The organism is Asticcacaulis aquaticus, assembly GCF_028550415.1.
GTDB lineage: Bacteria > Pseudomonadota > Alphaproteobacteria > Caulobacterales > Caulobacteraceae > Asticcacaulis > Asticcacaulis aquaticus.
The window spans coordinates 37869-51805 of record NZ_JAQQKX010000005.1 but is presented as its reverse complement, the minus strand read 5'-3'; the positions used below and the strand labels follow the sequence as shown (position 1 = coordinate 51805).

The window sequence follows — 13937 nt, the reverse complement described above, 5'->3', positions numbered from 1 at the left end:
ATTGCATTTCAAAGGTCAGAGGCAAAAAAACTTGTGTTAATTTTGCAGGTTAACCGCTTCTGCTGCAAGTGCGGTATGGATGTCGGCGAACAACGGTCGTTCGGCCGGATCGGGTGCGAGGCAGGCCGCTTTCAATGCGATCAATGCCAGTGGCGCGTCTTCGCAAAGGGTCAGCAATTCCTCGATCAGGCAGCCGAAGGCGCGCACTTCGAGCCGCTCGAACCGGGCGGTGCCGGTCGCGTAGAAGGACGCCGCGCCGAAATCGCCGAGCCGCGCCGCGCCCCGGCCATCGTGCAGGATATTGTGGCCGTAGAAGTCACCGTGCATCACGCCCTTGCTGTGCAGATGCTGCGCCGCCGATGCCAGCCCTTGCAACATCCTGACGATCGCGGCGGTTTCCAGCCGAAGGCTCGGCGCATAAACGTCACGGGTGCAGGTCGCGAAACTGGGCGGTCCGGCCAGAGTCGTGAAGGCCGGATCGATCAGGTCCATGACCAGAACCGGGGTCGACTGCGGGTGGTCGCACACCCGCCCCCGGATCGGGATGAGATGCGGATGACGGCCCGCCGACAGGCAGGCGGCCATCTCACTTTGCGGCAGACCGTCGCTGGTCATGCCGCCCTTAAACAGCTTCACGGCCACGGTCCCGCTGCGATAGCGGGCGCGGTAAATAACGCCGGATGCGCCTTCGCCCAGTCTGTCGTCCAAATCAAGCTCGGCCCAGGGGACGGTTTCGATGGCCGGATCGGTCAGGGCCTGCGCTTCGGCCGCCGTCGAAAACGGATTGCCCGCAAAGGCCAGCCACGACAGCCGCGGCAGGTCGCACAGCCAATCCGGCAGCACGTCGAACCTGTTGGCCGACAGGCGCAGCAATTCCAGCGACGTGCAATTTTTCATTGATTCCGGAAGTAACGATATTTCATTGCCGGCCAGCATACATTTTTGCAGAGCCGTGCAACGCCCAATGCTGTCAGGCAAGGCTTCAACTTCATTGTCGGTCAGGATCAGCCAGCGCAAGCCTTCCGGCAAGGATTCAGGCGGTACGCTACGGATGCGGTTGCTCTTGAACCCGATCATGCTCAGGGACGGGCACGCCCCCAGTCCTTTGGGCAATTCGGTAAAGGCGTTATTGGAACAGAACAGAATCCGCAGCCGGTGCAACCGGTGCAGATCGTCCGGCAGGGCCGACAGCCCGGTGCCATTAAGATCGAGCACCTCCAGCGTGTCGGCCAGAGCGAAGATGTCATCCGGAAACCCGTCGAGCGGTTCGGACAGGTGCAACTGCGTCGCCCCGGCCAGATGCCCGGCACGCAACTGGGCAAGCGTATGCACCATCCTAGTCCAGCCGCTTCGCCGACAGGATCTTTACCGGTTTTTCCAGCATCTGCCCGGCCCAGCCGCCTTCGCGGGTGACCTTGGAAATGCGGCCATTGAGGATCTTGCGCACGATGCTCATGCCGGACACCACCTTCCCAAAGGCGGCATAGCCGAGATTGTCGCCCGACGGGTCGCGTCCGGCATCCATATAGCTCATATCGCCGATGGAAATGGTGAATTCGTTCGACGCCGTGCCGACGGCGTAGCGCGCGGTCGACAGAGTGCCGTTGGTGTGCGACAGGCCGGTCTTCGTTGTCGCTTCGTGCGGGATCGGCGGAAACTTATGCCCGGTCGCCGACATCTGGATGAAGCCGCCGCCGTCTGCCGCGCCGGATTTCATGGCGCGCCAGAATTCGGCATCAGTGAATTTACCGGCATTGACGTATTGCAGGAAGTTGGCCGTCGAGATCGGCGCGTGCTTGCCGTCCAGCTCGAAGACGATCTCACCCATCGACGTCATCAGGCTGATGTGGACGACATCAGGCGGGGTCGGCAGTTTCGTGGCGGTGATCCCTTCGGAGCCGTCGGCCTGAGGCTTGGGCGGGGCGGGCGGCGGCGCGGGCCTGGCCGCCGGTTTGGGCGGTTCGGGCTTCTCACACCCTGCCAAAGCGCTGGCCATCAGGGCTGCGCCGGTCACGATCAAACCCCGTCTTTCGATTTCACTCACCGCGCCTGTCCTTTGTTGCTCCGTTATGCAGTATCGGATTTTTTGGGGGTCTGGCAAGATCGTTTTCCGGCGAGGTCTTTTCGTGCAAAGCGCGCAGAGCACCCTGTCAGAGGGTGCCTAATTCGCTGCTTGACTTTAAGTTTTATTTAAATTTATATACCCCTAATGTTAATTCAGGAGGGGTTCACATGTTTATATCTAAATGGCCACTCGATATGATCGGGATCGGCACAAAGGTCGCCGTCGGCCTGCTCACCGCCGGATTGGTCGTGGAAAAAGCCGCGCCGCTGAACGACCTGCACCCCGATCCGTTCGTGCATGTGTCCCTGCTGACGATCAGCATGGCGCTGCCGTCCTTCTGGGTCAGCCTGCTGGCGCCGATCTGTTATCTGACCGCCCTGTGGTCGGCCTCGGAGGTGTTCATGCGGCTGCACAAGGGCGAAGGGTTCGGGGTTTCGGTCGTCAGGGGGCTCAAGGACGTCGGGTCGAACCTGATCTACGGCGCGGTGGCCGCCATCGTCATCATGCCGACCCTGACCGTCATGTTCGAAGATCGATTCCGCGGCATCCACTACGACTTCGCGATCGAGCCCCTGACCATCGGCCTCATCGGCCTGATGCTGTGGCTGATCACTCAGGCCGGGGCGAAGCTGCAAACCGAGATGGAAAGCTACGTCTGATGCGCCTCATGTCAGTCAGCCTGAAATGGCTCGTCGGCTTGCCCGTCGCGAGCATGGCCCTCCTTACCCTCGTCCAGTTGCCTAAACTGTGGACGCTGGTCGGTCAGCGCCCCGATATTTTCGGGCTGGCCGTCCTGCAAGGCGGCCTGCCCCTGCTGCCCTATGTGTTTTTCGCCGCCGCCCTATGGTTCGCCGCCGACATGATTGGCCGGGTCCGCCCCGATATGCCGCTGGAACCCGTGCTCATCCGTGGCCTTCGCCGGGCAGGCACCGGCCTGATCCTTGGTGGTATGGCGCTGGGGCTCAAGGTTAACCCGTGGGTATGGACGGTCATCTATAACAATACAGGTCCTCAACCACCGGGTACGGCCAACTATGTGTTGTTCGCCCTGGTCGCCGGATTGATGGGCGCGGTCCTGATGGGTGTGGCCGGGCGTATCCGGCATCTTCAGACCGCCCGCACCGCGCTGCAAAGCGAACTGGAGCAGTACGTCTGATGGAGTGGTCCAAGCCTACGACAAAAGCAGGTTCACGTCTCACGGCGATTATATTCAGCCTCATCGGCCTGTGCCAAGTATATCCGATATTCAATAGCCAGAAGCATGAACTCATCGCCGCCTTCAGGGCCGCGGCCGTGGAACCAGCGGGGCCGGTATTTGATAGTCTTGTATGGACCAGCGTCGTCGCGCCGTGGCTGTTTCTTGCCGCCGCCCTATGGCTGTTTGTCACAGCCGTCAGCTATTATACCGACAAGGCCATGCCGTTTGGCGCCCACAACGCCCGGCGCATCGTTTTCGGCGGCATTTTATTGCTTTTCAGCAGTTTTGCGTCCATGGGCATGCCCCTCATCGCCCGATTTCTGACAGAGGGCCGGCTGCATCTGTCGGTTAACTACACCGAAGGGCTGAGCACCTGCTTTCTGGCGCTGGCCATCATAACCTTCGGCTTCAACGGCAATGCACTATTCCAGCGTCATCGTCGCGACAAAACCATTCTGGACGGTATCATCTGATGAACGATCATTATTATGGCAATGGCCCGATCAAGATATTCATTGCCCGGCTTGTAATGCCCGTATTGCTGCTGGCGGGTGCATGTATGGATATCCTGTTCGTATCAAAAACCGTACCGGACATTCACGACCTTGCCGGGCCGAAATCCCTGGCAGAGCTATGCCCAGCCTTGTTTTACGCCGCCGCGCTCTGGTTCGGGTCAGGTACGATTATCTGGAAAAAAGACGCGGATAAATTCATTCTTTCATTCAAGAGAGCGGGCCAATGCCTGGCCTTCGGCGGCTTGCTCGCCTTTTATTTAGAGAAATGGATAATATCTGACGACGCCTTCAATACGAGCGGTTTCACGCTTTTTGCGCTGGGCGGGATGTTTCACCTCGCCGCAAGCCAGTTGAAAGCATTCAAATCCAAATCGGATGATTTCGTCTGACATGCCCATAAACGTAACGCTCGATGTCATGCTGGCGCGGCGCAAGGTCCGGGCCAAGGACCTCGCCGCGCAGGTCGGCATCTCCGAAACCCAGATGTCTTTGTTGCGCACCGGCAAGGTGAAGGGAATGCGTTTCGACACCCTGTCGAAGATCTGCTTCCTGCTCGAATGTCAGCCCGCCGACATCATCGAGTACCTGCCTGACGAAGACGATCTGAACACTAAAGACGAATAAGTCGCCTTGCCCCATTCCGGTCAAGGTCTTGCGGCTTTATGTTGCGGCGCAAGACCGTGAGGACCCGACCATGCCCTGTCTCAAATCCACCCTGTTGGCTGCGTCGCTCGCCTTTCTGCCGCTGGCGGCTCAGGCGCAGGAAACCATCACCACCGGCCCAGCCGTCAGGGACGGCGAGGAATGGATCACCGAGGTCACGGTCACCGCGCGCCTGCCCGGCCCAGCCCTGTGGAAGGTGAAAAAGGGCGAGTCCGAGGTCTATATTCTCGGAGCCATGCCGGTCATGACCAAGCGCATTCCGTGGAACTCCAACCGTGTCGAGCGCGTCATCGGCCTGTCCAACGTGCTGCTCACCGCACCCGAAGCCAAGGGCGGGATCATCGGCATCACCAAACTACAACTGAACAAGGGCCTGCCGATGGGCAAGACCCTCGATCAGGTCCTGCCGCCCGCGCTGATCACGCGCTTCAATGCGGTGGCCGCCGCCCATGGGCTCGATGCAACCAAGTACCGCAAATCCGCGCCCCTGTGGGCCGTGGCCGCCCTGCGCCAAGACGTCTACGACAAGGTCGGCATCGCCACGCGTGACCCGGAAAAGACCCTGCTGCGTTTCGCGAAGGACAAGAAGCTCAAGACGAAACCCGTCGGCAGTTTCTCCGTCGCCAAGGCCATCGGGCGGGTCGACGCCTTCACGACCGCGCAGGAAAACGCCTGCGTTGCCGCGACTCTGGACGAGATCGAATTCGCCACGGCCCATTCACGCGCCGCGACGGAGGCCTGGGCCATCGGCGATCTGAAAACCGTGCAGCGCCTGTCGCCCGACTCGGCCATGCTGGCCTGTCTCGAAGGCGCGCCCAATACCTCGGCCATGCTGGGCAAGACGGTGACCCAGACGGTAGAGTCCATCGATACGGCGCTGAAAACCCCCGGCAAGAGCCTGATCGTCCTGCCGCTGTCGGCCCTGCTGGTCAAGGGCGGCGCGTTGCAACAGCTTGAGGCACAGGGCGCGGTCATCACGACACCGGAACTATGAGAGACTGTTTGGAAAGTCTTCGGGTGTTTCAGGGTTTTTTAACCAAAGCGGCGTTATCTGGGGTGTGTTTATTAACAGCGTGACCCGAGTATGCGTAAGCCCTTACCATCACCGACATCTGCATCGCCGCGCCGGCCGAATGCTTGCGCGGTCGCGGGTGGGTTCGGCCTTTGTCTCCTGTTGCTGATCGCCAACGGTCTTGCACCACGCCCCGGCAAAAGCGTTGCCGTCCTGACCCTGCCATTGTCTTCTGTTGCTGAAACCGGCCTGGTGGTTGCCCGCGCCGGTGGCCAGTTCGAGGACGCCGCCCTGTCGGGCCGTATCATCGTTGCCCGCTCGGACGATCCTCATTTCATTGACCGCCTCTATACTCAGGGTGCAGTCCTCGTCTTCAATCCCGGCATTCTCGCCGGCTGCCGCCCTCTCTGACCCCGGAAACGCCCATGCACGCTCTTTTTGCTCTCCGCACCCGTTTCGGCCACGCGCTGATCGCTTATCTTTGGGTCAACCTCCTGCTGCTGGCCATCCTGCCATTCGCCTTCCATACGGGGGTGTCCGCCGGTCTGCCCCTGATCACCGGCGGGCTTATCTGCGGCCTGGCGACCCTAATGTGGTGGCAGGATCGCGAAGGGCCGACGACGCGTATCGTGACGTCTCTGGCTCTGGCGGCGATGGTCGGCCTGATGGTCTATGTCTTCGACGGCCATACCTATCAGATCGACATGCACATGTACTTCTTCGCAGCGCTGGCGCTGGTGGCCGGGTGGTGTGACTGGCGCGCCCTGGTCGCCTATTCGGCGTTGGTGGCCGTGCACCATCTGGGGCTCAACTTCCTCCTGCCTGCCGCCGTCTTTCCGACCAGCCAGCCCGACCTGCTGCGCGTCGTCCTGCACGCGGTGATCCTCGTCCTGCAAACCAGCCTCCTCGTCTGGCTGGTCATGACACTGGAGCGCAGCTTCGCCGAGGCCGACGACGCCCTCGAAGCCGCCCGCGCCGCCGAGGCCGAGGCCCGCGACCTGTCGGCGCGTCAGGATCGTATCAAGGAAGAGGAACTGCGCCGCATCCGTGAGCGCGACGCCCTCGCCGGGGCCTTGATCGACCGGGTGCAGGATCTGACGCGCGGCTTCAACCACACCTCGCACGAAATGGCGCAAGCCGCCGCGTCCTTAAGCGACAGCGTGAAACGTACCAACCACGCGGCGGCGTCCGTGACCGACACGGCGCGTAACGCTTCCGATAATGTTCAGACGGTGGCCGCGGGGGCCGAGGAACTGGCCCACTCCATCCGCCACATCAACGATCAGGTCTCGCATTCCGCTGCCGTGGCCGCCTCGGCCGCCGAAGAGGCCGCCGCCACCAACGACAATATCAGCGTCCTGACCGGTGCCGCCGCGCGCATCGGCGATGTGATCGAGTTGATCCGCGCCATCGCCGCCCAGACCAATCTGCTGGCGCTCAACGCCACCATCGAAGCGGCGCGGGCGGGCGACAGCGGCAAGGGCTTCGCCGTCGTCGCCACCGAGGTCAAGTCACTGGCCACCCAGACCGCCAAGGCGACCGACGAAATCGCCGAAAAGGTCAGCGAAATCCAGTCGGCGACCCACGTCACCGTCGCCTCCATCGGGCGCATCGTCTCGACCATCGAGATGATCCGCGCCTCGACCGTGGCCATCGCCGACGCCGTCGAGCAACAGGGCAGCGCCACGCAGGACATCGCCAGCAATACGGTCCGCGCGGCGTCCGGCACCACCGAGGTCAGCGCTCAAATGTCCACCGTCTCGCACGGGGCGCAGGAAACCGGCGTCGCCTCCGAACAGCTTCGCGGCCTGTCCAATGCCCTGGCCGATCAGGCGCGGGCGCTGGAAACCGAGGTCGCTGATTTCGTCGGCAAGCTCAAGGCTGCTTAAGCGATATGCAAAAAAGTGTAAGCGGTTTTTTGCAATAATATCGCGACAAACAAAACTACTTACTTCTTTTTCAGCACGACCTCGCGGATCGAACCGTCGGCGTTGTAGTCCAGCGGTTCGATGGCGATCGAGCGGCGATGGCTGCCGCCCCCCGGCAGCAGGTTGTCGTGGTAGAACAGCCACGACCTGCCCTTGTGTTCGATGATAGCCTGATGGTTGGTGCTGATCTTGAGATAGTCGAGGATCACGCCGCGGTATTCGAACGGCCCCACCGGTGAGGTCGACGTTCCGTAGATGATCTGCCCCGGCCAGCCCGTCGAAAAGCTGAAATAGTAGAGCCCGTTGCGCTTGTGCAGGAACGGCGCTTCGCCGTACTTTTTCTTCGGGTCGTCGCTCGGATAACCGGTCACCACGACATCCATGATCGGGCCGGTTGTCGAGATCATGTCCTTGTTCAGTTTGACGACCTTCGGCACGCGGGTGCCAAAGAACAGATAGGCCTGACCGTCGTCGTCGATCAGCACCGCCGGGTCGATCGGCTCGGCCCCGGCATTGGCGTCGCGCGCCTTGTCGATCAGGGCGTCGGTGCGCGCGTCGCGATAAGGCCCTTGCGGTTTGTCGGCGACGGCCACGCCGATCTTGTCGCCGCCGATGGGGGCGTAGAAATAGTATTTGCCATTGCGCGCCGCGGCTTCGGGGGCCCAGGCCTTGGCGTCGGGCTTGGCCCACTTGAAGACCTTGACGTCCAAAAACGCACCGTCGTCTGTCCACGTTTTCAGGTCTTTCGACGTATAGAGGCGCCACGACGTCGAATCCCAGTATTTACCGGAATTGGAAGCATCGTCGGTGGCATAGAGATAGAACCTGCCCTTGAAATAGTGCGGCGATGGATCGGCATTGAAGCGCGGCGAGATCGGCTCTCCGGCCACCGCAGGCACCGTTATCGACAATGACAGCAGGCCTGCTACTAAAACCGTTCTGATGTTTGTGCGCATCTATGTGTTCCTTCCTGTTTTGCCCTCCCCTGTAGCACACTTTCACTTTTGTCTGACAAAAAAACACCTTCCCGATGTCCCGGGAAGGTGCAAGTTGAGGGATAAAGAGAGGAGTGCCTTCAGAAGCGGCCTATTGGGCCGGCCCCTGAATGTCGGCCTCTACGATGCTGAGGATATTGCCGGTCTTGACCTTTTCGGCCCCGGTCGATGCGCCATCACGATCGGTTGTCACCTCGATGATATTGCCGAAACCGTCGCGGTCCTGGGTTGCCGAGGTCAGTTCGATGCGCAGGGCTTTCGCCTTTTGGGCCGGGAAGTTGAAATCGACATAGCCGAGCGATTTCGCCGCCTCGCCCTTATAGACTTCCTTGCCGTCAAGCAGGATGCGGATCGGGTAGCTGCGCACGCGCCAGCCGGTCAGGCGCAGCGAGACGTTCGACACGGGTTGCGCGTCGTCCAGCGCGTATTCGATCCACGCCCCGTTCGGCGTGCCGTCCGAGTTCCACGTCGAGCGCTCGTCATCGTCGTGCGACTTCGCCGCGTCGGCGGCGTTCGACCCGGCGGTGATACCGAGCACCTTCACGCCCTTCATCGTGTCTGTATAAGACGGCGTCAGCGGCGTCGGACCGCGCGACAGGTTGACCGGCTGCGCATCCTCGGCAAAGACCGTAGACAGGCCGTCCTTGACCACGATGGCCTTGGTGGCGGCCGAAATCGTCGCGGGTTTCAGGCCGTCCGCCGAGGCAGTCAGCGTCACCTTGCCTGCCTTCGTCGTCGAACGGATCAGGACACGGTTGATACCGCCTTCGACCGGCAGGACGGGCGACAGGACGTAGTTGGTGGATTTTTTCTTATCCGCCGAGGTGCACTTGCAATCCTGCGGGTTCTTGGTGTCGGGCTTGTTGGCGTCGGCCCCACCCTCTTCCTGCGCGATGCCGCCCTTCCACACCGCCGCGCCGTCGAGCTTGAAATTGATCTTATTGAAGGCGGTCGGCACGCGGTTGCCGTCCTTGTCGACCACCTCGACATCGACCAGCATGGCGTCCATACCGTCGGCGACAAAGCCGCGCGGCCCGTAGACCGGCGTCAGTTTCACGGCGACCGGTGCACCGGCGGTCTTGCGCACGTCCTGAGACGTCTTGCCGTCGGTATAGGTCGCTACAGCCTTCAGTTCACCCGGCGCATAGGCGACATTTTTGAAGGTGAACAGGAAGCCGTCGGACTTCTCGCCTTTGCCCAGCGACTTGCCGTTAAGGAACAGCTCGACACTGTCGCCGTTCGACGCCACGAAGATATCCTTCTTGACGCCTGCTGCGTAGTTCCAGTGACCGATCAGGAAGGTATGATAGCCCTCCGAATTGACCCAGCCGTCCCACATCACCTTGTGGACCCACAGGCTGTCCTTAGGCAGACGCATGGCATCAACCTCGCCCGAACGACGGTAATTATTGTCGCCGCGGAAGTGCGAATTGGAGTCCGTAAAGCCGATATTGACGCCGCCCGCACTGACGCGGTCGCCCGTGCCCGGACGATACTGATAGAAGTCCCACCAGCGCTTGACGTTTTCGACCGCGATGGTTTCGACATTGCGGTTATAGGCGGGGCTATCTTTGTGAAACGGCGGCGTGAAGTCGTCCTGATAGGCGCGGGCGGCTTCGTCGCGCGAATACTCCATCGCCCAGACGGGCTTCGACTTCGACTTGTTGATATAGAGCATTTCACCGCCATATTCGGCGATTTTGGAATCGAGCATTTCGCGCGAACCGATGACGCGGCCACCGTTCGGGTCGTACTGATCGCGCACGGCCTTCATCCTGGCCATATGGTCTTCGGTGATGCCCTTGTTGCCGCTCTCATAGAACAGGATCGACGGATTGTTGCGGTTATAGATGATAGCGTCGCGCATCAGCTCGACGCGCAGATCGAAGCGGCGGTCCTGCGGATCGCCTTCGGAATCGCCCGCGCCCATGGCCTGAATCAAACCGAGACGATCGGAGGATTCGACGTCCTGCTTCGATGGCGTGACGTGCATCCAACGCACCAGATTGCCGTTACCTTCCAGCATCATATTGTTGCCGAAGTCCGAAATCCACGGCGGGACGGAGGTGCCGACGCCCGGCCATTCGTTGGTCGTGCGCTGGGCATAGCCCTTCATCAGCAGAACGCGGCCATTGAGCTTGACCTTGCCGTCGGAAAAATCGGTCGAACGGAAGCCCGTACGGGTATCCATCGCGTCGATGACCTTGCCGTTTTCGCTGAGGGTCGTCGTCACCGTATAGAGATAGCCGTAGCCCCAGCTCCAGAAGTTGAGACCCGCAACCTTCTTTTCGGCTTTCAGCGTCGCGGTCTGTCCGGCGGCGATCTTCGTCTGCCCGCCGTCGAAGGTGGCGACCACCTTGCCGTCGAGGTCGCGGATCTGCACACCGTAGGTCAGGGTGCGCTCGGCGGCGCTGTCGTTCTTCACTTCGGACTCGGCGTGGATCGTCGCCGATTTGCCCGCAATGTCATAGTCCTTGCCGTAGATATAGGCGCCGGTCGTGTTCAGCGACGACCACAGGGGCAGGGTCTGATAGACGCCGCCGGTCAGGTGCAGGACGACCGATTTGTTGATGCCGCCATAGTTGGCGTAGAAGTTCTTGTCGGCCCACTGATAACGCGTACCGGTCGTGCGTTCGCGCGCCGCCCAGTCGTTGTCGACGCGCACGGCGATGACGTTGTCGCCGTCTTTCATCGCCTTCGAGATGTCGAAACCAAAGGCCATGACGCCGTTTTCGTTGTAGCCGATCTTGACACCGTTGACCCAGACGTCGGCGATGTGGCGCACGCCCTCGAACTCGATCAGGACGTGCTCGGGCTTGGCACCCGCCGGGAGCTTGAAATGCTTGCGATACCAGGTGATACCCGTTTTCTGCTCATGGATATCGGACGCGAAGGCTTCTTCCTCGTTAAACGCATTCGGCAGGGTGACGTCGGCCCAGGCCTTGTCGTCGAAAGCCATGTCCGACGCCTTGGCATCATCGCCGGTCTTCATCTTCCAGCCCTGATCGAAGCTGTAGCTCTGACGCGGCGACGGCACCGCCACCGAAGCGCGATGCGCGAATGCTGGTGCGGCCAGCGCGAGAACGGACGCCGATACCAGCGCAATTTTAAGCCATTTGGACGTCAAAGCCGTGATCCTCTATTCCGGCAGCGATGTGATCGCCGCACCCCTTTTGTCTGTGCTTTTGGTCAACCAATAAGACAATGACCATTTTTGATTGTTCGACCAATCATACGTAGCGCAAAGACAGTTCCGTCGCAAGCTCACGCATTTTCGAACAAATTTGCGCGGCTTGATTTTTATCCAAGCCAAATCCCATATCGGATCGTATAAGACCGTGACATTTTCGACGGGTGATCAGGTGCGTAAACTCTTAGCTTTGGTACTCGCGTTTTTTGCCCTCAACGGTATGGCGATCGCCGAACCGGTCAAAACCGCCCACCTCACCACCGAGCTGATCGCGGAGACCACCGTCACAAAGGGCGGCGAGACGTGGCTGGCCATCCGCCATGTGCCGCTGAAAGGCTGGCACACCTACTGGCAAAACCCCGGCGATACGGGCCTTGCGCCGCGCGTGACGTGGACATTGCCCCTCAATGTCGCGGTGTCGGACCTCGTTTTCCCGACGCCGGAGGTGCAGCCCTATATGGGCCTGACCAACTATGGCTACAGTTCTGAGACCTTCCTGCTGGCGAAGCTGACCAACGGTTCGGCCCTGACGTCGGGTGTATTGCCGGTCAAGGCACGCGTCGATTTCCTCGTCTGCGAAAAGGTCTGCGTGCCGGAAACCGTCAATCTGTCGCTCGATCTCAAGGTCACCGTCACACCGGAAAAACTGAGCGATTTCAGCAAGGCGCATGCCGGATTGCCGCAGACCGTGCCGGTCGCCGGCGCTTACAAAGTCGATGGCAATACCCTGACGCTTGGCCTGCTCTCGCCCGCGCAAACGGAGGATTTCACCCATCCCGGAGGCGCCTATCTGTTCCCCGTCGAAGGCGGACTGATCGACCCGTCCGCCGCGCAAACCATCGAACTGGGCCCCAAGGGGTTCAGTATGACCCTCAAAACCAAACGCGCTATCGAGGCGCCATTCGCGGCCGTCATCAAATTCGCTTCGGGCCAATCCTACGCGATCACCGTGCCCGCTGGCGAACTGCACGCCGGAACTTCAGGGCTTGGTCGTCCCGCCGCCGCAAAGCCGGACATTAACATCGCGGGCGTCCTAACCGCGATGGGGCTGGCCTTTGTCGGCGGCCTGATCCTCAACCTGATGCCATGCGTCTTCCCGGTCCTGTCGATGAAGCTTCTGGCGCTGGCCCGTGCTGGCCACGAAGGGGCCGCCGGACGGCGTGAATCCCTGTTCTACGGCCTTGGCGTGTTGCTGACCTTTACTGTGCTGGGGCTGGTCCTGAGCGTGCTCGGTTCAGCGCTCGGCTGGGGCTTTCAGTTGCAGTCGCCGTGGGTGACGGCGGGGCTGTCGTTGCTGCTGCTCGCCGTGGCGCTCAACATGTCCGGCCTGTTCGAGGTCGGCTCCAGCCTGCAATCGCTGGCGGGCGGACGATTGAGCGGTAAAAACGCCGACGTGACCGCCGTATTGACCGGAGCCTTGGCTGTCGTCGTCGCCGCACCGTGTACCGCTCCGTTCATGGCCACGGCTCTGGGCGTCGCACTGGCGCAGGGCGGTGTGGTCAGCATCACTGTGTTTCTGGCTCTGGGGCTTGGCTTCGCCCTGCCCGTCATCGCCCTGACCTACCTGATCACCTACGTCCCCGCCGTGGCCGCAAAGATGCCCCGCCCCGGTCCGTGGATGGACCGCCTGCGGCTTATTCTGGCGGTGCCTATGTACGGTGCCGCCCTGTGGATGGCATGGGTCTTCGCGCAGCAGGTTTCCGGTTGGGGCCTGTTTGCGCTGGTGATCGCGCTGGCGCTGCTGACCGCCGGATTGTGGTGGCCGAAACTGTCCTTACCGTCCGTCCTGCGTCCGCTGTTTCTGGGGCTGGCCCTGGTCGTCGCCGGCATCGCCGCCGTGCAAAAGCCCAACGTCACGCCGACTGTCGCCACCGACCATGAACCCTTCTCGACCGCCCGCATCGCCGAACTGCGCGCACAGGGCAAGCCGGTGCTGGTCAATCTGACCGCCGCCTGGTGCGTGACGTGCAAGGTGAATGAAAGACTGGTGTTTGAGACCAGAACGTTCAAGGACGCACTGACGCAATCCGGCACGGTCTATATGGTCGGTGACTGGACCAATCAGGACGCGGCGATTTCGCAATATCTGAGCCAGAATGGTCGTTCCGGGGTGCCGCTCTACGTCTATTACGGAGCAAACAACGCTGAACCCGTGGTGCTGGGTCAGTTGCTCAAGACGGATGATTTGGTGAAAGTTTTGAAGAAGTAAGATTTGACCACGAAAAACACGAAAAGCACGAAAAAATTGGTTGCTCAGTCTTTACCCGAAGGGCTTTTTCCATCGTCTCACAACTCCAATTTTAGGCGCTTCGCGCAAGAATTTAAGCGTACTCCATTTTCGTGCTTTTCGTGTTTTTCGTGGTCAAACCTT

Annotated in this window: 13 protein-coding genes; 9 read left to right on the top strand and 4 right to left on the bottom strand. The window is 60.9% G+C overall.

All coding sequences use genetic code 11. The features are described 5' to 3' along the window. Positions 1-36: 36 nt before the first annotated feature. Both PQU92_RS07725 and PQU92_RS07720 read right to left on the bottom strand, forming a co-directional pair. Positions 37-1335, bottom strand: coding sequence for a leucine-rich repeat-containing protein kinase family protein (locus tag PQU92_RS07725; RefSeq protein WP_272747642.1), 1299 nt, complete (start codon positions 1333-1335; stop codon positions 37-39). A 1-nt stretch (position 1336) separates the two neighbouring features. Continuing rightward, on the bottom strand, positions 1337-2014 hold the full coding sequence (locus PQU92_RS07720) for a peptidylprolyl isomerase (protein WP_272747641.1): 678 nt from the start codon (positions 2012-2014) through the stop codon (positions 1337-1339). Positions 2015-2232: 218 nt separating this feature from the next. On the opposite strand from PQU92_RS07720, the gene PQU92_RS07715 reads away from it, so the two are divergent. The 8 genes from PQU92_RS07715 to PQU92_RS07680 all read left to right on the top strand — a co-directional run bounded on the left by PQU92_RS07715 (position 2233) and on the right by PQU92_RS07680 (position 7342). Continuing rightward, positions 2233-2724: a hypothetical protein gene (locus PQU92_RS07715; protein ID WP_272747640.1), complete on the top strand. Its 492-nt coding sequence runs from the start codon at positions 2233-2235 to the stop codon at positions 2722-2724. Further along, positions 2724-3221, top strand: a complete 498-nt coding sequence (locus PQU92_RS07710) for a hypothetical protein (protein ID WP_272747639.1) — start codon at positions 2724-2726, stop codon at positions 3219-3221. The genes PQU92_RS07715 and PQU92_RS07710 overlap by 1 nt, the downstream gene beginning before the upstream one ends. Beyond that, positions 3221-3736, top strand: coding sequence for a hypothetical protein (locus PQU92_RS07705; protein WP_272747638.1), 516 nt, complete (start codon positions 3221-3223; stop codon positions 3734-3736). Before PQU92_RS07710 ends, PQU92_RS07705 begins: the two co-directional genes overlap by 1 nt. Then, complete coding sequence (locus PQU92_RS07700) at positions 3736-4167, top strand: hypothetical protein (RefSeq protein WP_272747637.1); 432 nt, start codon at positions 3736-3738, stop codon at positions 4165-4167. The genes PQU92_RS07705 and PQU92_RS07700 overlap by 1 nt, the downstream gene beginning before the upstream one ends. A 1-nt stretch (position 4168) precedes the next feature. Then, complete coding sequence (locus PQU92_RS07695; RefSeq protein ID WP_272747636.1) at positions 4169-4402, top strand: helix-turn-helix domain-containing protein; 234 nt, start codon at positions 4169-4171, stop codon at positions 4400-4402. 70 nt (positions 4403-4472) lie between these two features. Then, complete coding sequence (locus PQU92_RS07690) at positions 4473-5435, top strand: TraB/GumN family protein (RefSeq protein ID WP_272747635.1); 963 nt, start codon at positions 4473-4475, stop codon at positions 5433-5435. 90 nt (positions 5436-5525) lie between these two features. After that, positions 5526-5864 (top strand): hypothetical protein, encoded by a 339-nt coding sequence (locus tag PQU92_RS07685; protein ID WP_272747634.1) that lies wholly within the window; start codon positions 5526-5528, stop codon positions 5862-5864. 14 nt (positions 5865-5878) lie between these two features. Beyond that, positions 5879-7342, top strand: coding sequence for a methyl-accepting chemotaxis protein (locus PQU92_RS07680; RefSeq protein WP_272747633.1), 1464 nt, complete (start codon positions 5879-5881; stop codon positions 7340-7342). 59 nt (positions 7343-7401) lie between these two features. On the opposite strand, the gene PQU92_RS07675 is transcribed toward PQU92_RS07680, so the two are convergent. Continuing rightward, entirely contained in the window at positions 7402-8337 is a 936-nt protein-coding gene (locus PQU92_RS07675) for a family 43 glycosylhydrolase (protein WP_272747632.1), read from the bottom strand. 130 nt (positions 8338-8467) lie between these two features. Further along, positions 8468-11503 carry a DUF4982 domain-containing protein gene (locus tag PQU92_RS07670; protein WP_272747631.1) on the bottom strand — a complete coding sequence of 1012 codons (3036 nt, stop codon included), beginning with the start codon at positions 11501-11503 and terminating at the stop codon, positions 8468-8470. Positions 11504-11738: 235 nt separating this feature from the next. Between PQU92_RS07670 and PQU92_RS07665 the strand changes: the two genes are divergently transcribed. Next, positions 11739-13775 carry a protein-disulfide reductase DsbD family protein gene (locus PQU92_RS07665; protein WP_272747630.1) on the top strand — a complete coding sequence of 679 codons (2037 nt, stop codon included), beginning with the start codon at positions 11739-11741 and terminating at the stop codon, positions 13773-13775. Positions 13776-13937: the final 162 nt, after the last annotated feature.

What these genes read in the sequence shown, in the direction of transcription:
- PQU92_RS07725 (WP_272747642.1), bottom strand. Translation starts at nt 1,335, where the DNA reads ATGGTGCATACGCTTGCCCAGTTGCGTGCCGGGCATCTGGCCGGGGCG.
- PQU92_RS07715 (WP_272747640.1), top strand. Translation starts at nt 2,233, where the DNA reads ATGTTTATATCTAAATGGCCACTCGATATGATCGGGATCGGCACAAAG.
- PQU92_RS07710 (WP_272747639.1), top strand. Translation starts at nt 2,724, where the DNA reads ATGCGCCTCATGTCAGTCAGCCTGAAATGGCTCGTCGGCTTGCCCGTC.
- PQU92_RS07705 (WP_272747638.1), top strand. Translation starts at nt 3,221, where the DNA reads ATGGAGTGGTCCAAGCCTACGACAAAAGCAGGTTCACGTCTCACGGCG.
- PQU92_RS07700 (WP_272747637.1), top strand. Translation starts at nt 3,736, where the DNA reads ATGAACGATCATTATTATGGCAATGGCCCGATCAAGATATTCATTGCC.
- PQU92_RS07695 (WP_272747636.1), top strand. Translation starts at nt 4,169, where the DNA reads ATGCCCATAAACGTAACGCTCGATGTCATGCTGGCGCGGCGCAAGGTC.
- PQU92_RS07690 (WP_272747635.1), top strand. Translation starts at nt 4,473, where the DNA reads ATGCCCTGTCTCAAATCCACCCTGTTGGCTGCGTCGCTCGCCTTTCTG.
- PQU92_RS07685 (WP_272747634.1), top strand. Translation starts at nt 5,526, where the DNA reads ATGCGTAAGCCCTTACCATCACCGACATCTGCATCGCCGCGCCGGCCG.
- PQU92_RS07680 (WP_272747633.1), top strand. Translation starts at nt 5,879, where the DNA reads ATGCACGCTCTTTTTGCTCTCCGCACCCGTTTCGGCCACGCGCTGATC.
- PQU92_RS07675 (WP_272747632.1), bottom strand. Translation starts at nt 8,337, where the DNA reads ATGCGCACAAACATCAGAACGGTTTTAGTAGCAGGCCTGCTGTCATTG.